The sequence below is a fragment of the Chryseobacterium sp. A321 genome (assembly GCF_054489265.1).
The window spans coordinates 780,378-801,160 of the sequence record NZ_JBTMWZ010000001.1 but is presented as its reverse complement, the minus strand read 5'-3'; the positions used below and the strand labels follow the sequence as shown (position 1 = coordinate 801,160).

Here is a 20,783-nt window from a genome sequence, read left to right as displayed (position 1 = left end):
TTCACACTTCTTTAACAGAGATTATATTGACTGGGCAAGCCTTGGCCGCCCTTTCACACGGCGTCAATGCTTCCGGAAAAGGGGTCTTCAAAGTGAAAAACCCTTTCTTATCTGTAGATTTCAAAAGTACCGATTTTCCATCTTTTTTAGACATTCGGAAATACTCAGGCGCAAACTCTGCACAGTAGTTGCATCCAATGCATTTATCTCTTTGTAGCGTAACAATCACCATAGTTCCGTTCCTTGCTTAAGCCTCAACAATTTTGTAAAGTTTGTCGGAAGGTCTTACTCTAAATTCTGTTTTGAAAGTAATCACATCCGCTTTGCTTGCCTTTTCTGCTTCTCCTTTCTCGTCAATTAGCATCCGTTCCACTACCATTTCTTGTGAACCGGTAGTTGGCCCTTGTATAAGAATTTTATCCCCTACACTTAAGTCGTACGCTTCAATTAAAAATTCAGCTACGTTGGATTTCGGATAAAAATGACGACCCTTTCCAATGTATACTTTTTTCTGTGTCGCACTAGAACCTGGATTCTCAGACCATTCGCCAAGCTCCTGTCCTAAATAGTACCCACTCCAAAAACCTCTATTGTAAACGGTTTCCAATCGGTCCATCCATCCTTTCACTTTCTCTTGACTAAACGAACCGTCTGCCACTGCGTCAATCGCTTCGCGGTAGCATTTTACGACTGTGGCCACATATTCTGGCGCACGTCCACGCCCCTCAATCTTCAGGACTTTTACACCGGCATCCACTACTTGATCTAAAAATCCAATGGTACATAGGTCTTTAGGAGACATCATGTATTCATTGTCTAATTCAATTTCAAATCCAGATTCTTGGTCGATTACCGTATATTTTTTTCTACAGTTTTGTTTGCAGGCACCTCTATTTGCTGATGAGTTACTGGAATGCAAACTAAGGTAACATTTTCCAGAAACCGCCATACAAAGGGCTCCATGTCCAAAAATTTCGATCTCAACAAGTTCTCCGTTAGGACCTCTAACCTCGTCTCTTTTTACCTGTTCACAAATCTTTTTTATTTGCGTTATGCTGAGCTCTCTACTCATGACCATCGTATCTGCAAACAGTGCATAGAATTTCACAGTTTCAATATTGGTGATGTTAATCTGAGTGGAGATGTGTACTTCAAGTCCAATTTGTCTCGCGTAGGAGATAACAGCTTGATCCATCGCGATCACAGCGGTAAGCTCGGCAGCCTTGGCTTTATCTAGTAAAGTTTTTATGATAGAAAGGTCGTGGTCATACACGATCGTATTGAGTGTCAAATAGGTACGCACTCCTTTTTCTTTGCAACGTCTCGATATTTCGGGAAGGTCGTCGATGGTAAAATTCATGGAAGCGCGAGCACGCATGTTTAACTGCTCCACACCAAAATAAATAGAATCCGCACCATTGTCAAGCGCAGCTTGCATGGCCGTAAAGTCTCCTGCGGGAGCCATCAATTCAATTTTTCCTGTATTTGTCATTATGATATCAAAAATTTTTGCAAAGATATGGTTTTAAATTTTGTGCAAGAACGACTGAAATCACTCAATTAAAGCCCCCTATCTTTCGGCAAAGGTATAGAACGCGAAGGAATACTCTAAAATAGTGATAAATCTTGTTAAAGTTCCGTTAAATATGAAACAACCGCTTTTGACTGCATACCTATTTAGTGTTAAATTTGCGATACATACCAATTAACTTAATAATGAGAAAGATAAAAATGACAGAGAAAGTCAAAAAAATGCTACCCTTTGCTCTTGTAGGGGTTATCTCAGGAGCTACCGTCTTTGGCGGTATTAAACTAGCCGAAAATCAGCAAGCAAGCTTGCAAGATTACTCTTATTTCGGTTCAACTAAAAACGACAGTGCTCACTTCGCTTCCCTCGGAGCAGCCAGTACAGGAACAGACTTCACCACAGCTGCAAAAATGACTGTACCGGCCGTGGTAACCATTAAAAATTACTCCACAAGATCCGCAGGACGTAGTTCTGAACAAGACATTTTCGAATGGTTCTTTGGGGAACGTGCTCAACCAAGACAACAACAACGTCCAGACAACATGCCAAGTGGAATGGGATCTGGAGTAATCATCTCACCCGATGGCTATATTATTTCAAATAACCACGTGGTGGCGGGCGCTTCTAAATTGGAAGTAGTTCTAAGTAACAAGAAAAGCTATACCGCGACTTTAGTAGGTACAGACCCAAACACAGATATCTCTTTATTAAAGATTGATGAAAAGGGATTGCCCTACTTGAATTTTGCAAACTCTGATCTTGTTGAAGTAGGTCAATGGGTACTTGCCGTTGGGAATCCTTTAGGGTTAAACTCCACTGCCACTGCCGGAATTATTTCAGCGAAAGGAAGAGGAATTGGAATTCTTTCCCAGGGATCCGCAACCAACCCGATTGAAAGTTTTCTTCAAACGGACGCAGCTATTAATATGGGGAACTCAGGAGGTGCCCTAGTCAATACAAACGGGGATCTAATTGGGATTAATTCTGCCATTGCCTCTACAAATGGTTACTACCAAGGGTATGGATTTGCAGTGCCTTCTAATCTTGCGCGTAAGATTGTGGAGGACATTAAAAAATTCGGTCTCGTTCAAAGAGGATTCTTAGGTGTAATGTCTGTTGATCTTTCCGACGAACAGCAAGTAGCTCTGTACAACCGAGAATACAAAACAAGTTTGAAGCCGGGTGTGGGAATCTACGTAAGAGAAGTTTCCGCAAAATCCGGGGCCGAAGATGCGGGATTAAAAGCAGGAGACATTATAAACAAAGTGGACAACCAAAACATTACTGATTTCGCTGACCTATCTGTAGCAGTCGGTAGTAAAAGACCTGGGGATGCAGTAAATGTAACCTACAACCGTAATGGCAAAGAAAACACGGTTCGTGTGGTATTGAAAGACCAGAAAGGAAACACCTCGGTCCGTACTCGTGCCGATCTTACAGTGTCTGAAAAAATTGGAGCTGAATTCCAGCCCCTAAACGAAGGATTTAAGACTCGGTATGGGCTAAATAGCGGAGTTCTTGTCAGAAACGTGGTCCAAGGTGGAGAAATGGCTAAGATCGGAGTTGTGGACAACTACATCGTCATTGAGATCAACGGAAAACCCGTAAACTCCCAAAAAGACGTCGACAAAATACTTAATGGCTTTACCGGAAACGTTCAAGTGAAGTATGTCAATGAACGTGGCGGAATCTACACACAAGGATTTAAAATGCCGCAGTAAGAAACTTTCGTTTCTAATAAATATTTGAATTAAAAAAGGGCTTCGAATTACTTCGAAGCCCCTTTTCTATTGTAAAAAAATCTATTTAATTTTCTAAGGCCTTCTTTTCTTTTTTTCTTGCCTGTCTTTCCTTTCTATCGTAAATCACCTCGGTGATTTTGCCTCCAATCCACGAAAAAGGGAAAAAAGTTAAAAAGATGAGGATCTTATAAAAAGTAGGATGATAGGGGTTTACAATTACATCCATCATTGCGATAAACAAAAGGATGAACCCAATTAGGATGGCATAAGCAACCTTCGCATATTTCACCACAATCGCGGTCAAAACGCCACCTATTGTAGCACCAATCCCCGAAAGGAAAAGTAAGAAGACAAAGAAGGCATCATTGTCCTTCATGGAATAAAGAAAGTTATCCCACGATTGAAATGCTGAAAACCGCTCATAGGTAATCCAATCCGGATTAATTCGAATACCGAAACTGATAATAAGACCTGCGATTCCCAGCCCTAATAGGACGGCAATTGTATTACGAAGGAAATTCATCTGATTAATTCTCGTAGGCAATCATCGATATTTCGACCTCAACATTTTTAGGCAAAGAAGATACTTGAACCGTTTCCCTAGCCGGTAAATTTTCAGGATTCAAATAAGACGCATACACTTCGTTCATAAGAGCAAAATCATCCATGTTGGTCAGAAAAATACTTGATTTGACCACATTTCTAAAATCCATTCCTGCCTCCTCGAGAATCGCCTGAAGGTTCTGCATCACTTGATGAGTCGCCTTTTCAATTCCTTCAATTAGCTTACCGCTAGCAGGATCTAATGGGATTTGACCTGAAATATAAAGAACTCCTTTTGCAAGAACAGCTTGTGAATAGGGACCTATTGCAGCGGGTGCTTTCGTCGTGTTTATATATTTTTTTTCCATAGTTGAATTTTTGCAAAGGTAATATTATTATTAAAATACTCGAAAGTCTAGAATTTTGAATTCGGTTCTGTAAAGCTACGATCATTGTATTTAATCGCATCGCTTAGGATATTCGCTTTGATTCCGATAAAGAAGTCATAGACTTTGTACTGTCCAAAAGGCACCCAGTTAAAGTTGATTGTGAAACTTCGCTGGTCTCTAAAGAACCCGATTCGGGTATACGCCAGTTTCTTTGTAATAAAATCGTAATGCGTACTTCCCGTAATGTTCCAAAACGGAGTTAGCTTGATAGAGCCGTCAATACCGACGGAAGCGACCTTATTTCCAAACTGCGTTGCCCCTTGGGTATAGGCATAATTCGCATTTAAATTCAGAGTCCATGCCTGAGAAAAATGAGCATAGTTAAACTCGTCAAAATAATAATTCTCATTTCGAATCTCTCCTCTGGTTTTGTACATTTCTTCTGGACTTTTCTTGTCTTTCGACGCAAAAAGTGCATCACTTAAAGGAACAGACATCTGAATATTAAACCCTTGTAAATTGAATTTTCCAAAATTCTCGGTTCGAGTTCCTAAACCGTTTACATCGTAAATGGTTTCGTATGGATCAATCACCAAACTTGTATTCATATTTACTTTGCCATCGAATAAAGAAGTTTGTCCGTTTATGTTGACCATACTCCATTTATGGCTTTCTGCAGCAAAATTATATCCTCCTGAAATATTCAAACTTTCAAAAAGTTTTACTTTTTTCACGCCAGTGGAATCTTCTTTGTTTCGGACCTTCATCTCAATATTGTTTCCAATGCTGTAGGTCATTGCCCCGACCATACCGCTCGAGGGAGACCCAAACATTCCTCCGTCAAAAATGGAATAAGGTGTAAGCTCACCCGTGGCTGAATAATAATTTTTAAAATAACCCCAATCGGGAGTACCAAAATCAGGCTGGTAAGTAAATCCAATACTTGGAATTACCATATGTCGAACTCGTTCGACAAGACTTCCTTTTTTGAAATTTAGCATCCCATAAAGTGTGGTTTGCAAACTCGCTGAAGTGGAGAATGTGGAATACCCTGCGATTTTTTTCTCGTATACATTTTGCACTTTATCCTCAATGGGATCGTAGAAACGATCCAGAGTTTTGGTCGTCAGCACATTGTTTGCACTTGCACTAAGAGAAAATGTGAAATACTTTGCGAGTGTAGTATTGGTCGCAATGGATAAATTATTCTGAAGACCCGTTTGCATGTTGTCCCACATCGCTTTTTGGAACATATCCTCTTCTTTTACGCCACTAATAGAATTTGAGAAGTTAAGTCCTGTGTTCACAGTAATGTTTTGCAAAAGGCCTTCTCGTATCCCCCCATCCTTGGGAGAGAATAGATAGAACTGATTAATAGCCACATTCATCTGGGGAAGCCTTAAGTTGACGCTGCCGTCCGCAAAGTTCTGGGAATAGGAAGCCGTTCCTGTGATCGTAATTGGAAGCGTCAGGAACCTTTTCGTCGCAGAAATCGTAGAATTCTGCTGTGTATTAAGAACACTCTGATCAAAAATATGGTTGTTGTTAATCGTATTGCTGTAAAACTTGCTACTTACTACGTTGACTGAGGCGGAGAAATTAAAATAAGGATTCGCTTTCGAATCTTGCTGATGTCTCCAGCCAATTCGATAGGTAGATGATTTCTGATAATCATCCAGCCCTTTAATTCCTCGAACAGTAGTTCCCACTTCGGAATTAAAGTTTCCGTTGTAACGGTAGTTCTTTCGATAATTGACTTCTGGTCGTATATTCCAACTTCCTTTGGTGAAAAAGTCCAACATTACTTTCATATCGAAATGCTCACCAATCGGTTGGTAATACCCGAGTCCGTTCAAAAAGAACCCGACATCTTGTCTTTCCCCAAAACTTGGAATCAAGATCCCTGCGGATCTCTTGTCTGAGAAAGGCAAAATTCCAAAGGGTAATGCGAGAGGCGTGGGAACCTGTTCAATGTACATTTGAATAGGACCCGTGATCACCTGAGATTTGTTTTTGCCTTTTATAAGCTTAATATTCGGCGCAAGCAGATAGTAATCTGCTATGGTATCTTTTTTACTCAGAAAATACTCATCCGTCGTATACTTACCTCGACGCATATAAAAAATAGAGTCGTTGACTTTCTTCGTCTTTTCTGCCACAATCACCCCCTCACTTTCTTCCGTTCGGGTGTTGTAAGCAATTGCCTGCTTGGATTTGTAATTAAAATTGAACTGATCCGTTTCATAGATTTTCCCTGCCTGCTCTGTAATTACAGGTTCTATCACCCGACCTTTATCATTGAGCTTACCTCGAGCAAAAACATTCCCTGTATTCCAATCAATAGAAATATAGTCTGCCTTGATATTCATATCCTGATAGGTGACTTCCGCATTCTGATTCAGGTAGGTCATGCGCTTAGGCACGTCTGTACGAATGTTATCCGCCGTGGAGTTCACAGGGGCGGCCAAGGGCTCAGGCTCTCTTAAATTCAGAGTGTCTGATTTCACCATAATCGTATCAACCCCCTCTTTTTTAACCTGATTCTGAGCGCTTACTTGTGCTAAAAAACTGTTAAAAATTAGGATAATTGAAATATGTAATATATTTTTGAAGCTGATTTTGATTCGCTTTATGTTTATCATTAATGGGGTCAAAATTAAATATTTTTATTAAATAATGCTGATGAATAGCAAAACAAATTATCCCAATAAATTTTTGGGGATATTTTTTATTCTTTTAAGTGCCTTTTTTTGGGGCCAGAATAAATTCGTTGTCGTCCTAGATGCGGGTCATGGCGGTCATGATCACGGAGCAAATCGTAAGTATGCGGATATTGGATATGTCGCAGAAAAAGACATTGCTCTAGACATTACCCTAAAAGTGGGGAGAATGCTTGAAAAAGACAAAGACTATAAAGTAATCTATACGCGTAAAACAGATGTTTATCCTTCTCTTACGGACCGAACCAATCTAGCCAACCGATCCAAGGCTGATCTCTTTATTTCAATTCACCTCAATGCGAATGAAAGAACCTCTCCTTACGGAACCGAAACCTACGTACAGGGGCCTGATCAGAATCGCACAAATCTGGAAGTGGCGAAAGCAGAGAATGACGTAATCTTTTTAGATGAAAAGGACAAGGAAACCTTTGGATCCTATGACCCAAAAACACCTGAATCCCTAATTGCATTAAAAATTCAACAAAACAGATACTTAGAGGCAAGTTTAATTCTAGGGGGGCATATCGAAGAGAATTTCTCTAAAAAAGACCAAAGACTCTCACGCGGAGTAAAACAAATGAACCTTCACGTACTTAGGATGAATGCAATGCCTTCCGTTTTAATTGAAACAGGATTTATATCCAATTACGACGAAGCGCACTATCTTGCTTCTACAAGAGGAAAAAACGAAGTCGCAGAAAGCATCTACAATTCCATAGTCAGTTACAAAAAAGCATACGATCGCAAGTCCGGTGGAAAATCCAGTCCTATCGTTGAAAAAGTTCCTGAAAAACCAGTGGAACAACCTTTGAAAAATGATTTTAGAATTCTACTTATGAGTTCGAATTCAAAATACAATGACTCTGACCCTGCACTTAAAGGCCTTAAGTATATCCTTACTATAAAAGAAGGAAAACTCTACAAGTACTATTATGCAACCACGAATTTTGCATCGGTTAGAGATGCAAATTTAAAAACCGCCAAAGATGCAGGATTCCGAAATGCAACTTCCATAGGATTTACACCAAACCAAAAGTTGTCGAAAGGGTCCTACACCATTGAATTAGCCGTTTCAAAAAGTAGACTTAGTAGCAACTCCTACCTACTGAAAACCCTTAAGGATAAAGTGACCAGAACGAAAGAGAACGGAGTCTTCTACTACACGTATGGAAGTGTGAAAACGCTGGAAGCGGCAGTTGAACTTCAAAAAGATCTTGAGAAAAAAGGAATTGAAGGCACAGTGATTCAAAAACTGAATTAATTAGCACTTTTATAGACGAATTGCCCAATGGTTGGCCAACTGCAAATAATTCCGTATTTTTGCAATCCTCAAATCCGGCCTATTCGTCTAGTGGTAAGGACTCAAGATTTTCATTCTTGCAACAGGGGTTCGATTCCCCTATAGGCTACCATATCCTAACTTTACCCGTTGCAATTATGCACTTTTTAGAAAGGAAAATTGAAATCACTCTTTGAAATCAGCAGAGATTCACGTATCTTTGCCGCTCTTTCTAAATCAGAGAGTAGAAAAGCAAAATAAGAAGGTGAAATAAGCAAAGTATGGAGCCTTACTTTAGATAAAAGAAAAATTTTATTAATTTTAAAAATTAATTTGTGGGAATTAAAAATAGTATTATCTTTGCACCCACAATTGAGAAACAATTATGGCAAATCATAAATCAGCTCTAAAGAGAATCAGACAAAACGCAGCAAAAAGACTGCGTAACAGATACTATCACAAAACTGCAAGAACAGCTGTGAAAGTACTAAGAAACGAAGAAGACAAACAAGCTGCTACTGAGCAATTGTCAAAAGTTATCTCGCTAGTGGATCGTTTAGCTAAGAAAAACATCATCCATAAAAACAAAGCGGCTAACCTAAAAAGCAAATTAACTAAGCACGTTAACAAACTAGCTTAATTAGTATAGGAGGCCCGTTCGTCTATCGGTTAGGACTCAAGATTTTCATTCTTGCAAGAGGGGTTCGACTCCCCTACGGGCTACAATCAAAAAAGTGGATTATTTTTAATCCACTTTTTTTTATGCTCAAAACCTTCCTTGCACGATTACTATATCTGCACATTTTCAATTTAATTTAGGCAACAAATATCGATGTGTTTGTACTTGGTACCACAACTGGTGAATACATAATCAAAAAGGAATAATGTTTTGCAAGTTCTTTATCTAAAAAATACCTCTTTCGAGGTATTTTTTTTTTATGGGATAATTATGGTTCTTTGATATGAAAATTAAATTGAACCGTATCTATTCTCTTTCCTACATGGCATCTATCGTATTGGCATCGTATTAATCGGTCTATTTAACCACGAAAATTTTGTGACGCGCACGAACCGACATCCGCAAAGAAATAACATCTCGTCAAATATTCACCTTAAATCCACACCCATATGAAAAAATCAATCAGAAAACATCAAAATATCTTTAGTTGTATCGCCGTCAAAAAATGCAAACCACTTTCAACGGCCCTTTGTGTGATTATATTAAGTATGTATTCATGTGAACGTGCGGATCCCGTGGCGTCCCAGGAAAAAAGCAAACCATATTGTTATTGGGAAAATGGTAAAGAGGTGTGTTATGAAAACCCGAAGTAGTTTATCGATATAAGATCCCACGGAGTTATATCCTACTTGAGAATTAAACAACGAAACACCAGAAGAACTGTCTAGCGCAACAGCGCAGTAATTTTAGCAGTTTCCTTTTAATACTACATCTACTGTAATTCCTTCTTATTTAATATTTTGAATTATACTAAAGATTAGTAAGCCGGTTCGCACTTCGAGAGTACCCCCAACAAGACATTGAAAATTACCCTCCTAAAACGAAACCAATTCCGCTAAGGCCACAATTAACAAGTGGATTATTCTTAATCTGCCTTTTCTATGTTCAAAAAAACGGCCAATTCCGCTAAGTAGTACAAAGTCCATTATATTCACCTAGAATTGAATATCTGATAATTTCCGATTCGGAAATAGATAATGTAACTTTGCACCTTAATTCTCAGATAATCATGAACAGAGTCACCATTCAAAGACAATATTACTTTCGATTAATTTTTGCAGCCGCATTAATCGCAGTCTTAGCTTCTTTTATGGCATATTCTCTGAAGATAATTACGGAATATTTCCAAGAACATATTTTTCATTTCATAAAATTAAAAAGCTATTTGCTTTTTATTATAATCCCCTCAGTGGGGATTACCGCGATCTACTTTCTTAGGAAATACGTATTTAAAAATCGACGAAACAAAGGAATACAAGAAATTTACAAAACCTTAGACCTTCGAAAAGAACACTTGCCTTGGTTTAAAGTTCCTTCTCATTACATTAACGGGTTTCTAACTGTGATTTTTGGTGGGTCTACAGGAGTTGAAGTTTCTACCGTGGTCGCTTCCGCTACGATTGGAAATGGAATCTATAAATGGCAATTCTCTGCCAAAATGTACAAACGCGAACTTGTTTGTGCCGGAGTATGTGCAGGGGTCGCAATTCTTTTCAACAGTCCTATAGCAGGTTGGCTATTTGCCGTGGAGGTCATAGCACGTCGACTCAACAAAACAATTATTCTAAGTTGTACTGCGGCCGCGTTAGTCTCATGGGGTCTACTAAACATTCTCGAAAGTGCGCCTATCATTCCTGTAAGTGTGAGCGATTGGAAATGGGGAGCTATTCCTTACATGGCAATCTTGGGGGTCCTTGGTGCTCTCATGTCAATCTATTTCACATTCCTAGTTACTAGACTTAAACAATTTTTCTCTGGAATCAACAACAATTTTATTCGAGTGAACCTAGGAGCACTCAGCGTAGGGACCATGCTCTTTCTTTTTCCAGTTTTATATGGAGATAGCTACCACGGGCTTAATAAATTGGCTGTAAATCCAGAAACCTACGCCATTGCTACTTTAGTGATACTCGCCTTTATCAAGCCACTTGCCGCAGCTCTAACACTAGGCGCTGGTGGAGATGGTGGAGTATTTGCACCTAGCATTGTCGCAGGAGGCTTTTTAGGATTAGCGTTCGCTCTGTTCTGCAACACATTCTTTGGAACCACCCTTATACCTTTAAATTTCATGCTTGTGGGCGCCGCGGCCATGCTTTCTGCCAGTATTTACGCACCCTTGACAGCCCTGTTTTTGATTTGCAACCTTGTTCCGAATGGATTCACACTCGCACTTCCCATCCTAGTTGGCTCTGTCAGTGCAAATTATTTTTCAAAATGGATCTTTCCATATAACGTATATACCTACCAGATGCCCCCTTCTTTACCGGAAGAAACTCACACATAGATCAAATCCAACCTCTTTTACTAATTCTTATCTTTATTTCCCTAAATTTGAATATGAAAATATTATTAGTTAACGGACCCAACTTAAATCTACTAGGCACTCGGGAGCCCAGCATCTATGGTACCAAAGGCATGGAGAGTACTTTAAGTGAACTAGAAACTGAATTCTCTCAGTATGAATTTCAGTATTTTCAGTCCAATTCAGAAGGAGAATTAATTGATCGAATTCAAAAAGAAGATTTTGATGCCTTGATTATGAATCCAGGCGCTTTCACTCATTATTCCTATGCGCTAGCGGATTGTTTAAAGAATTGTCAAAAGATCAAAATTGAAGTGCATATAAGCAACCTATACACGCGGGAAGAGTTTCGACACAAATCGGTTACGGCTCCCTATGTGAGAGGACTCATATCTGGTTTCGGAATGCAAGGCTACCGATTGGCCGTGCTAAGCTTGTAAGAAAAGGTAAAATAAAAAATCTCCATCTTTAGTAAGATGGAGATTTTTTTATTATTACAACGATTAAAGGGTTGGACCCGCTGCAACCAGCCTCTTACCTTCTTCTGTATCAGTGTATTTTTCAAAATTTTTGATGTAGCGTGCCGCTAAATCTTTTGCTTTCTCTTCCCACTGCTCAGCAGTTGCATACGTAGCACGAGGATCCAGAATTCCTTCAGATACATGAGGAAGCGCTGTAGGAATTTCAAGATTCATTACTGGAATTACATCTTTTGGTGCCGAATCAATCGAACCGTCAATAATGGAATCAATAATCGCTCTTGTATCCTTAAGGGAAATACGTTTTCCTGTTCCGTTCCATCCTGTATTTACGAGATAAGCTTTTGCTCCATGTTCATGCATCTTCCCAATTAGGGTTTTAGAGTACATAGTGGGATGAAGCGTTAAGAAAGCTTCACCGAATGCTGGTGAGAAGGAAGGTTGAGGTTCTGTAATCCCTCTTTCCGTGCCCGCCAATTTAGAGGTATATCCACAAAGGAAGTGGTATTGAGCCTGCTCTTCATTTAAAATAGATACCGGTGGCAATACTCCAAAGGCATCCGCAGAAAGGTAAACCACTTTTTTTGCATGTCCTGCTTTTGAGGGAAGAACAATTTTTGAAATATGATGAACTGGATAGGATACTCTTGTGTTCTCAGTGATACTTTTGTCCGTGAAATCACAAACTCCGTTCTCATCCACTACCACATTTTCCAGCAGTGAGTCGCGGCGTATCGCTTTGAAAATATCCGGTTCTTTCTCTTCAGAAAGGTCAATAACTTTTGCATAACATCCTCCTTCAAAATTGAAGACACCGTTGTCATCCCAACCGTGCTCATCGTCTCCGATCAAGTAACGTTTTGGATCCGCAGAAAGCGTGGTTTTCCCTGTACCTGAAAGACCGAAGAACAGAGCAACGTCTCCATCTTCTCCTACGTTAGCAGAACAGTGCATAGAAGCCATTCCGTTTAGAGGCAAATAGTAATTCATAATAGAGAACATTCCTTTCTTCATTTCTCCACCGTACCACGTACCTCCAATAATTTGTACTTTCTCCGTTAAATCGAACATGACAAAATTCTCAGAATTTAATCCTTGTTCTTCCCAATTTGGATTCGTCGTCTTAGATCCATTGATTACCACAAAATCAGGCTCTCCATACTTCTCAAGCTCGAACGAGGAAGGACGGATAAACATATTGGTTACGAAGTGAGCTTGCCAAGCCACTTCCATTATAAATCTTACTTTTAGTCTTGTGTCTGGATTTGTACCACAAAAGGTATCCACCACGTATAGCTTTTTTGCTTTAGAAAGTTGCTCTACAACCAAATTTTTACAGTGTCCGAAAAGTGCACTTGTGGTTGGAATGTTTACTTTTCCATCCCAAAAAATCGTGTCTTTTGTTACGTCATCTAGAACAATATAGCGATCCTTTGGACTACGTCCAGTAAACTCTCCAGTTTGCACCGAGATAGCTCCTGATTCCGTCAAAACCCCTTTTTCAAAACCTTGGTTCTCACTAGAGACTTCGTCTTTAAATAAAGTTTCATAGGACGGATTGTAAATGATCTCTTCATAACCCTTGATTCCCATATCATGCAGCTGCTGAATGATTTGATTGTCTTTCATAAAATTACTTTTTTTTCGATTTTCTTTCAAGAATCCAAATTTACACTTATTGAAAACTTTTCACATGGGGAAGGTAATGATATTAATCAGATATTACAAAATTACAAATTTACTGTAACTCATTTATTATCACTTGATTAAATCAGACCACTCGAAAAAAGTCGGAAAACCCTTGTGTTGAAAATAGCTCTGATAACCCTCAAACTTGGCACTTAATACAAAATCGCCCCCCCAAGCACCCAGACTTTTCACAAAGGCAGGACAGTCCTCAAAGTGCAGTTTACGGGCTGTATCAAGCTCTAAATGGGAAGAAAGCAAATCTTCATGCAAATTTAGGAGCGTCGAAAACTCCTCAACTGTTTGAGAAACGATAATTTTTTTTGTGATATCTGTAAATTTTGATACCAAGTTCGTGCTAATTGGTTTATTTCGATAATGCTTTATTCCATCTCTTGAATTTTGTTTTTGATTCAAATGAATAAAAAGAAGTTCATTCTTGAATCTAAAATCAAGATCGATGGGCTGCACTACTCTTTTCGATGCTTGAATTTGAAAAAGAAGCGGATGATTCACTTGAGCTACTGCAATATCGTATCCACTCCCCCCTAAAGCTCGATCGTTTAAAGTGAACGCTTCAATTTCGGCCCATTGAGAAAGGTTAGTCATGAGAGTAGAGCTGCTTCCAAGTCCAAAATCAGAAGGAAACTGTAAATTGGTTTTCAGGCGGTAAGAGCGAGTATCTCGCAATACCTTTAAGGAAGCTTTTTGAACCCACTGTAAAACGCTCACCACGAAAAGAGAGGCTTCGAGATTGTTGGTGCTTACCACTTTCCAATTGGCATAATCAATTTCACAGCGAAGCCACAAGGTATCTTGGTGGTAGGCTTCCCAATAGACCCGTGATTTCGAATCAGACTCTTCTTCTGCCCAAAGTTCTTGTCCCCATTTCGTAGGGACAGCTAAGGCAAGTGCGCCGTCGAGTACTACATATTCGCTGGTAAGTAAGAGCTTTCCTGGTGAGAAAAAAGACTCCATGGGAAAGATTTAAATTGCGGAAGTCACTTGCGCGTCAGAGTCAATTTTGCGAATTAAGCCTTGCAATGTTTTACCCGGTCCAACTTCCATAAATAAGGTAGCACCGTCCTTCACCATATTCTGAACGCTTTGCGTCCATTTTACGGGACCCGTTAATTGTGAAATTAAATTCTCCTTAATTTGGTTTTCATCCGTCACCGGCAAAGTCGATATGTTTTGATAAATAGGAAGGGTAGCCTTTCTAAATTTGGTCGTTTGAATCGCTGAGGCTAAACGGTCTTGTGCAGGTTGCATAAGCGGAGAATGGAAAGCTCCATTAACGCTCAACATAAGAGCTCTTTTGGCACCCGCTTCCTTTAACTTCTCACAAGCTAATTCAACTGCCGCAGTTTCTCCCGAAATCACTAATTGTCCAGGACAATTGTAATTGGCAGGGACTACGATTCCGTCAATTTGTTCACAAATTTCTTCGACAAGGGCATCGTCAAGACCTAAAATAGCAGCCATAGAACCTGGGTTGCTATCGCAAGCGTCCTGCATGGCTTGAGCTCGTTCAGAAACCAATTTTAGTCCGTCTTCAAAGGACAAGACACCGTTGGCCACCAAGGCGGAGAACTCTCCAAGAGAATGCCCGGCCACCATCTCTGCTCCTAATGCGTTTATCGCTTTTACAGCAGCCACGGAATGAATAAAAATTGCCGGTTGTGTAATGCTTGTTTTGGTTAAATCTTCTTGCGTTCCACTAAACATTGTGGATAGAATATTAAATCCTAGAATCTCATTTGCATACTCCATCAAATCTTTGATGTCTTTTCTAGAATCATACAATTCCTTTCCCATGCCGACAAATTGTGACCCTTGTCCGGGAAACACTAATGCTTTCTTCATAATTAATTTAGTAAATCAAGGGTTATGTTTTTTTTGCTCTTAAGGCACCAATCGAACTACACGGTACCCAGTGTTGATATAGGCGCCATTTCGTTTTGCACGGACGTATTCGAACTTGGTTGCAAGTTGAGTCTGCACTTTGTCTATCTGTTTAAAAACTTCCCCGTTTTTATTTTCTCTGCTTAGAATATCGTTGACCACGTCAAACCCAATGATTGCATATCTCGAAGGAGACTTACAATACTTCGTTTGGTAGGCCGCTAAAATTTCTTTTTCAAATTTCCCCTCCATATTTACCTTTCTATCCATTAAATACACAAGATTGGCTTGGCTTAAAGCGTCCATTTGCGATTCGAAGATACTATGGTAATAAAGGCTAAAGGCACGATTGCCTTTGATCTCGTTAGACATTTGAATCATGCGCTCACCAAATGCTTTTCCAAGAGAATCATTATTGGAGGCAAGAATGGCAATTACAGGTGTAGGCTGCCCCGTCATCATGTTGGTTTCGCTTACAATATCTGCGACTGAAGTCACGATTGAAATCGAAGCATTTTTTAGGGATTTCTCGAGGCCAGCTTTTACTCGGTTCGCCTGTGTTTTGTCAGAGTCTGCAACGATATACACCTTTTGGTTGCTGAATACTTTTTCTGCTTCTTCCACAATGCGATCCGCATATATATCTTCTTTCGTTTCTACAATAATTAAATTGCTGTGCCCATACAAATCTTCCGTATTCGCAAAGGGTGCAACAACTGGGATTTTTGACGAGCCTACATAGTCTAGTACCTCTACAATTCCAGATTTAAAGAAGGGTCCGATGATCAAATCCGTATTTTCCTTTTGAATTTGGCTCAAACTATTTTTAAAACTGGTATCATTTCCAGAGTCCACTATATTAATGTTCAACTTTTGCCCACCGGCTGCACTGCGCTCAATGGCGAGTTTTGCACCGCTTAAGAAGTCACTTGCTAAACTACGGTATTTGCTATCCCCCGCATCAAATCCGAACGGAAGCATTAACACCACATTTAATTGGTCGCCTGATTTTTTAACGTATTGTGAATCAATGGATTTAATTTTCAGAACCATGCCAGCCTTAAGTCCACCGCTCAAAGAGGGATTTAAGGAAAGCAATTGATCCAGTGTAATTTTGAATTCATTTAAGATCCCAAAAACCGTATCTCCACTACGTACTGTATAGGTTAGATAATCACCTGACTCTTCGAGGACATCTTCTCTATTAACAGTCGAAACCGGTATACTTTCAGAAACTGCCGGCTCTAATTCTGTCATCGCAACGGAATCGTCCGAGGATTTCGAACGGGTACTCACAACAAGAAAATCTCCAGGTTGAAGTCCTTTGGATTCAAGCCCAGGATTAAGGGAAAAAAGTTCGGCTTGTGACAGCTTAAACTTTCGAGTAATTCGATAATAATTGTCACGAGGCTGCACTTCGTAACGCTCCTGGCCTTGCAAAAGATCGCTAACTTCTTCAGGTGCAGTAGGTTTAACTGTGTTTACATTAGCCTCGCTAACGACTACGGCAGATTCAGGTCCGTATTTTCTAATGTTTTCAAGAGGAAGTACGACCTTATCTCCAATTTTCATATGAGAGTCGAGCTCTGGATTTAGTTTTCTTAAATCCGCTTCAGAAATACGATAGGTTTTTGTGATTCCGTAAATGGTTTGCTTCGGCTGAAGAACAATGACACCTGTAGAAGCTCCCGTGGTACTTTGCGCAGAATTTTGGCTACTACCGCGCGTAACGGTAAGTACATCACCAAGTTTGATAGTCCCTTCGACAACCGAGGGGTTCAATCGGTACAATTCATTAATAGACAGGCCGTATTTTTTTGAAATATTATATGGCGTGTCCCCTTTTATGACGGTGTGCGTGCTTTGGGCACTAGCTCCAAAACCAAACACAACGGCAGATAATAGTAGGAATCTTTTTATCATATCGGTGTCTCTTGCTTGCAAAAATAACGCTTTCAAATTAAATCATCAGGATATTAACACCCGATTTTTCAACTTCCATCTGAAGGTAACAATTTTGGAGCCAATCTCTGCCAAATTCAGAGTAGAAGACACTGAAATTAAACACCCTCTCTTGCCAATTTTCACCCGGATGAACCTCCAAAAACAACTGTTCAAGTCTATCCAATTTTTCATGGTGTTTAATTTTCTCGGCGCGCAGAAGTCTTTTCTCCATTTTATCAAAAGAACGAAGCTGCCTCTTCTCTTCTGCAAGAACCAAATTCAAAAAGGTTTTGTCGGTTTCAAAGGCTCTTGATTTAAGGGCCTCAAACCCTTTTATAAGTAGTTCTTTTTGCTCAGTTAGAGTAGGTTGAACTTGAGATTCAACGAGGAATTTACGATTTACAACCTGTGCGAAATTCTTATAGAAATCAGACACATGCAAATCCATGCGCTTTATTTTTCCGAGTGTCTTTTCCGATATCATTAAAAACGAATTGCGTGGAATCAAAAGGGGAAAGTCTAAATTCAAATGTTGAAAATAGGATTTAAGTTCCATCCAATACATGATTTCTGCATTTCCACCAATATAAGCCAGGTTCGGAAGGACCGTTTCCTGATAAACAGGTCTCATGAGTGCATTTGGGCTAAATCGTTCAGGATGCTTTTGTAATTCGTTAAAAAGCTCCTCTTTTGTGAATTTAAGCTCTGTGTCCACGATCTCAAACCCCTCTGGACTACTCTGAATCCGATTGCGAGTACTTGAAAGGTAAAAAAGGTTGATTTCTCTTGGGTTAACTTGTGCTTTGCCGTAGGTATCTACTATCGTTTCTACCTCTTTCTTTGAATGCTGGAATAGAGCTTCGCTCTCCAACTCTTCTTTAAACGTGGAAATCATGCCTCTTTTAAGGCGCCTTTCATCACCATCCACCATAAGTAGGCCATAAGAAGCGAATAAGCGGTTTACAAGTTTCTTTGTCGCCTCCGTGAGACTTGTACCCTTCTCATACGCCTCTTTCATCCAACGAATCAATTCCGTCCCGTAAATTGAATGTTCAAACTGCTTTTGAAATTCATGAATAAAGAAGGGTTCTTCTATTTCAATTCGTCCTACAGCCCCTCCAGATTTCGCTTTTAGTTCATAATACTCATCTCTGGTTTTGAAATGATTTATTTCTTCAAAATCATGATCCTCAGTCGCAAGCCAAAAAAGGGGAACAAAATTATAGTGGGGGAAATTTATTTTTAAAAATTCCGCCGTTTTTATCGTTTGCAATATTTTATAAACAAAGAAGACGGGGCCTGTAAACAAATTCAATTGGTGCCCTGTAACGACCGTAAATGTATTCTCTCCTTTGATCAGATCAAGATTCGACCTTTGCTTCTCGCTAAGTTCAAGCACTCTGTGCTGGTCCAATAGAACCTCCGAAAGAATTTCCCTGCTTGATTTCGAAAAGGAATGTTTCTTTTTTTCGATTTGGTTTGCAAAATGCTCGAGGCTAAAGCGCTGTGCATTGTAAGCCTCTAAATCGCCCTCCAAATAATCTTTAATTAACTTTGGAATGCTGTCGATCTGCGTAAAGGGTATGTGGGTGATGCTTTTCAAAATATTAATGAAATAAATTCCATACGATTCCGATGTTTAATCTAAAATCGTATAGAGGATAAAAAGGAGCAGTGTAAGATTTATTCTGCATAAAAGTAGCGGTTAAGTTCTGACCTTCAATGAAAAATTGCATCGTTTTCACCTTCATATTAAAATATACATCCACTATGGGTTCTCCTCCGATGGCATAGCCTGATGCGCCTGGTAAAATAAATTCAGAGACAACAGGCGAATACTCTCTAGAATTAAACTTTGAGAAGTAATAGACTTTAAGCCCTGTCATTACCTGCGCTGCATTTTTGAACGCGGGAGCTTTGTAGTACACATTCGCTCGCCCTATAAAATCCGGCATTGGAAACAAATCCTTGTTCCCAAGCGCGCTTTGAAATAGAAGTTTGGCATTGAGGTGAAACTTACCTGCAGAAAAAGTCGCTTCTCCACCAATTTGCGTGACATCCAGTGAGTTTTCGGCTTGCTTAGGTTGTCCGACGGAACTAAAATAAGTGTAATTATCAATCCTTAAATAGTTTACTAGCGCTTTGGCATCAAACCACTTAAGACCCACTACACCACCAACTTCCAGCACACTTTCATTGTCGAAACCTTTCAAGGCGTAATTGTAATTGACAATCGGGGAAGCCTTTAGCAAATAATTAAAACTTGGAGCCGCACTTTGGAAATTTACGTGGGCATCCACAAAATACTCTTTAATAGGCTCAAAACTCAAATTGTTATCCACTCTGAGGAAATTGCCAAACACTTTTCCATTGGAGAACTCTACGCCTGATCTCAAGTTAAATTTATCCCAAAGATCTATCTGCAAGTTCCCTACTGCTCCTAGTCGACTTTCACTCCATTCTTCTCCCGCGAAGAGTCCCGTTTCTGAAATTTCATTAAGACTTCCCAAGGTTAAATTCTGATGTCTAACCCCTGCATCTAATTTAAATTTTTCGTTATCAAAAACTAGACTAACCGTATTGCTTAAATTGTTGGAATAGGTCTTACTACCAAGATCTCTTCCGGATTGAAGCATCTCAAAGTAAGTGACATCGTTTGCACCTAAATTGAAATACTGCTTATTTCCTTGGTGCATAATTGTATGACGAAGTTTAAAGGGATATTTTTCTGGATTAAAAGGTGTGAAACTTTGACTCAAATAATACCGTCTTGCTGAAAATCGGGAATCCGAATTGTTCAAATTCACTTCTAGGTTCTCCCGGTTTTTAAACCTTGAATCACCTCCCAAAAACAAATCCAAATCCTCAATCCCACCATACTCCTCGTTATTTACATTTTGATGGATGTAATGCGCAAAAGCCTCATATTTGCCGTTTTCCGATCGATAATGGGCCGAGAATAGCGTATTGCTATTTGCTGCTAAACTATTGGTGTAGAATCCTTGAGACCGAAGCCCCATATACTCGATAGCAAAATTAAAATTTTTGCCTACATTTTGAGTATATGTAGATTGGAGGGCTGCTCCGTTACGCATTGCTGTATGGTATATAAAAGAAGTCGTTGGCGTTTTTACATCGTAGTATTTGATTTGGTTCTCTGACAAATAAAAATGAGACTTATTACTCGGCAGTAACGTTAGAGCTTGTTCTTTCTTTCTTGTTAAAACCAAATCCTGAAACCCGGAACCAATATTGGCAAATTGAATCTTACCAAAATTATCCTGGTTATTGTACTGTGAAAATTTATAGGTTCGATCTGCCGTAAAGGTAGTGTCGAAGACTTTGGTCTCCCCATATTGCGTCTTGAAACGATAATCTTCAATGGTAGGCTTAAAGATCTTCATGGAATCCTTTTCACCGTTATCCACTACCAGCGTATCGGAATTGTTTATTGTACGGTCTGTCTTGTTAACAACTTGTGCATTAAGACCAACCGCTATAAATAGAAAGCAAATTATGTATTTCAT

General features: G+C 39.5%; 16 protein-coding genes and 2 tRNA genes. 7 read left to right on the top strand and 11 right to left on the bottom strand.

Going from position 1 to position 20,783, the window contains the following annotated elements:
• Window position 1: 1 nt before the first annotated feature.
• On the bottom strand, window positions 2-232 hold the full coding sequence (locus tag ACX3PZ_RS03770) for a ferredoxin (RefSeq protein WP_459083219.1): 231 nt from the start codon (window positions 230-232) through the stop codon (window positions 2-4).
• A gap of 15 nt (window positions 233-247) precedes the next feature.
• Window positions 248-1,492, bottom strand: a complete 1,245-nt coding sequence (locus ACX3PZ_RS03765) for a peptidase U32 family protein (protein ID WP_459083218.1) — start codon at window positions 1,490-1,492, stop codon at window positions 248-250.
• A gap of 239 nt (window positions 1,493-1,731) precedes the next feature.
• Here ACX3PZ_RS03765 and ACX3PZ_RS03760 point away from each other — a divergent pair, with 239 nt between their 5' ends.
• Window positions 1,732-3,249, top strand: a complete 1,518-nt coding sequence (locus ACX3PZ_RS03760) for a trypsin-like peptidase domain-containing protein (RefSeq protein WP_459112745.1) — start codon at window positions 1,732-1,734, stop codon at window positions 3,247-3,249.
• An 85-nt stretch (window positions 3,250-3,334) separates the two neighbouring features.
• Here ACX3PZ_RS03760 and ACX3PZ_RS03755 read toward each other — a convergent pair whose 3' ends face one another.
• From ACX3PZ_RS03755 to ACX3PZ_RS03745, 3 genes are read right to left on the bottom strand one after another with little or no spacing between them, the layout of a single operon-like run.
• On the bottom strand, window positions 3,335-3,793 hold the full coding sequence (locus ACX3PZ_RS03755) for a hypothetical protein (protein ID WP_459111978.1): 459 nt from the start codon (window positions 3,791-3,793) through the stop codon (window positions 3,335-3,337).
• Window positions 3,794-3,797: 4 nt separating this feature from the next.
• The gene (locus ACX3PZ_RS03750) at window positions 3,798-4,181 is read right to left on the bottom strand and encodes a RidA family protein (protein WP_459083216.1); all 384 of its coding nucleotides are present in this window, start codon (window positions 4,179-4,181) and stop codon (window positions 3,798-3,800) included.
• Window positions 4,182-4,228: 47 nt separating this feature from the next.
• The gene (locus tag ACX3PZ_RS03745) at window positions 4,229-6,844 is read right to left on the bottom strand and encodes a putative LPS assembly protein LptD (RefSeq protein WP_459111977.1); all 2,616 of its coding nucleotides are present in this window, start codon (window positions 6,842-6,844) and stop codon (window positions 4,229-4,231) included.
• A 34-nt stretch (window positions 6,845-6,878) separates the two neighbouring features.
• On the opposite strand from ACX3PZ_RS03745, the gene ACX3PZ_RS03740 reads away from it, so the two are divergent.
• The 6 genes from ACX3PZ_RS03740 (at window position 6,879) to ACX3PZ_RS03715 (ending at window position 11,682) form a co-directional block, all read left to right on the top strand.
• Window positions 6,879-8,183 (top strand): N-acetylmuramoyl-L-alanine amidase family protein, encoded by a 1,305-nt coding sequence (locus ACX3PZ_RS03740; RefSeq protein WP_459111976.1) that lies wholly within the window; start codon window positions 6,879-6,881, stop codon window positions 8,181-8,183.
• A gap of 76 nt (window positions 8,184-8,259) precedes the next feature.
• A tRNA-Glu gene (locus tag ACX3PZ_RS03735) sits at window positions 8,260-8,334 on the top strand.
• Window positions 8,335-8,586: 252 nt separating this feature from the next.
• On the top strand, window positions 8,587-8,841 hold the full coding sequence (gene rpsT / locus ACX3PZ_RS03730; RefSeq protein WP_459083213.1) for a 30S ribosomal protein S20: 255 nt from the start codon (window positions 8,587-8,589) through the stop codon (window positions 8,839-8,841).
• 11 nt (window positions 8,842-8,852) lie between these two features.
• A tRNA-Glu gene (locus ACX3PZ_RS03725) sits at window positions 8,853-8,924 on the top strand.
• Between the two features lie 1,025 nt (window positions 8,925-9,949).
• Complete coding sequence (locus ACX3PZ_RS03720; RefSeq protein ID WP_459083212.1) at window positions 9,950-11,224, top strand: chloride channel protein; 1,275 nt, start codon at window positions 9,950-9,952, stop codon at window positions 11,222-11,224.
• A 53-nt stretch (window positions 11,225-11,277) separates the two neighbouring features.
• Window positions 11,278-11,682: a type II 3-dehydroquinate dehydratase gene (locus tag ACX3PZ_RS03715; protein WP_459083211.1), complete on the top strand. Its 405-nt coding sequence runs from the start codon at window positions 11,278-11,280 to the stop codon at window positions 11,680-11,682.
• A 63-nt stretch (window positions 11,683-11,745) separates the two neighbouring features.
• On the opposite strand, the gene pckA is transcribed toward ACX3PZ_RS03715, so the two are convergent.
• The 6 genes from pckA to ACX3PZ_RS03685 form a co-directional block, all read right to left on the bottom strand.
• Window positions 11,746-13,350 carry a phosphoenolpyruvate carboxykinase (ATP) gene (gene pckA / locus ACX3PZ_RS03710; RefSeq protein WP_459111975.1) on the bottom strand — a complete coding sequence of 535 codons (1,605 nt, stop codon included), beginning with the start codon at window positions 13,348-13,350 and terminating at the stop codon, window positions 11,746-11,748.
• A gap of 129 nt (window positions 13,351-13,479) precedes the next feature.
• A complete protein-coding gene (locus ACX3PZ_RS03705) occupies window positions 13,480-14,385 on the bottom strand; it encodes a GYDIA family GHMP kinase (protein ID WP_459083209.1) in 906 nt (301 codons plus the stop codon).
• 9 nt (window positions 14,386-14,394) lie between these two features.
• On the bottom strand, window positions 14,395-15,273 hold the full coding sequence (gene fabD, locus ACX3PZ_RS03700) for an ACP S-malonyltransferase (RefSeq protein ID WP_459083208.1): 879 nt from the start codon (window positions 15,271-15,273) through the stop codon (window positions 14,395-14,397).
• A 39-nt stretch (window positions 15,274-15,312) separates the two neighbouring features.
• On the bottom strand, window positions 15,313-17,235 hold the full coding sequence (locus ACX3PZ_RS03695) for a LysM peptidoglycan-binding domain-containing protein (protein ID WP_459083207.1): 1,923 nt from the start codon (window positions 17,233-17,235) through the stop codon (window positions 15,313-15,315).
• A gap of 37 nt (window positions 17,236-17,272) precedes the next feature.
• Entirely contained in the window at window positions 17,273-18,859 is a 1,587-nt protein-coding gene (gene bshC, locus ACX3PZ_RS03690; RefSeq protein ID WP_459083206.1) for a bacillithiol biosynthesis cysteine-adding enzyme BshC, read from the bottom strand.
• Window positions 18,860-18,863: 4 nt separating this feature from the next.
• A complete protein-coding gene (locus ACX3PZ_RS03685; protein WP_459083205.1) occupies window positions 18,864-20,783 on the bottom strand; it encodes a putative porin in 1,920 nt (639 codons plus the stop codon).

What these genes read in the sequence shown, in the direction of transcription:
- rpsT (WP_459083213.1), top strand. Translation starts at nt 8,587, where the DNA reads ATGGCAAATCATAAATCAGCTCTAAAGAGAATCAGACAAAACGCAGCA.
- ACX3PZ_RS03720 (WP_459083212.1), top strand. Translation starts at nt 9,950, where the DNA reads ATGAACAGAGTCACCATTCAAAGACAATATTACTTTCGATTAATTTTT.
- fabD (WP_459083208.1), bottom strand. Translation starts at nt 15,273, where the DNA reads ATGAAGAAAGCATTAGTGTTTCCCGGACAAGGGTCACAATTTGTCGGC.
- ACX3PZ_RS03695 (WP_459083207.1), bottom strand. Translation starts at nt 17,235, where the DNA reads ATGATAAAAAGATTCCTACTATTATCTGCCGTTGTGTTTGGTTTTGGA.
- ACX3PZ_RS03760 (WP_459112745.1), top strand. Translation starts at nt 1,732, where the DNA reads ATGACAGAGAAAGTCAAAAAAATGCTACCCTTTGCTCTTGTAGGGGTT.
- ACX3PZ_RS03740 (WP_459111976.1), top strand. Translation starts at nt 6,879, where the DNA reads ATGCTGATGAATAGCAAAACAAATTATCCCAATAAATTTTTGGGGATA.
- ACX3PZ_RS03715 (WP_459083211.1), top strand. Translation starts at nt 11,278, where the DNA reads ATGAAAATATTATTAGTTAACGGACCCAACTTAAATCTACTAGGCACT.
- ACX3PZ_RS03685 (WP_459083205.1), bottom strand. Translation starts at nt 20,783, where the DNA reads ATGAAATACATAATTTGCTTTCTATTTATAGCGGTTGGTCTTAATGCA.
- ACX3PZ_RS03770 (WP_459083219.1), bottom strand. Translation starts at nt 232, where the DNA reads ATGGTGATTGTTACGCTACAAAGAGATAAATGCATTGGATGCAACTAC.
- pckA (WP_459111975.1), bottom strand. Translation starts at nt 13,350, where the DNA reads ATGAAAGACAATCAAATCATTCAGCAGCTGCATGATATGGGAATCAAG.
- ACX3PZ_RS03755 (WP_459111978.1), bottom strand. Translation starts at nt 3,793, where the DNA reads ATGAATTTCCTTCGTAATACAATTGCCGTCCTATTAGGGCTGGGAATC.
- ACX3PZ_RS03765 (WP_459083218.1), bottom strand. Translation starts at nt 1,492, where the DNA reads ATGACAAATACAGGAAAAATTGAATTGATGGCTCCCGCAGGAGACTTT.
- ACX3PZ_RS03705 (WP_459083209.1), bottom strand. Translation starts at nt 14,385, where the DNA reads ATGGAGTCTTTTTTCTCACCAGGAAAGCTCTTACTTACCAGCGAATAT.
- ACX3PZ_RS03750 (WP_459083216.1), bottom strand. Translation starts at nt 4,181, where the DNA reads ATGGAAAAAAAATATATAAACACGACGAAAGCACCCGCTGCAATAGGT.
- ACX3PZ_RS03745 (WP_459111977.1), bottom strand. Translation starts at nt 6,844, where the DNA reads ATGATAAACATAAAGCGAATCAAAATCAGCTTCAAAAATATATTACAT.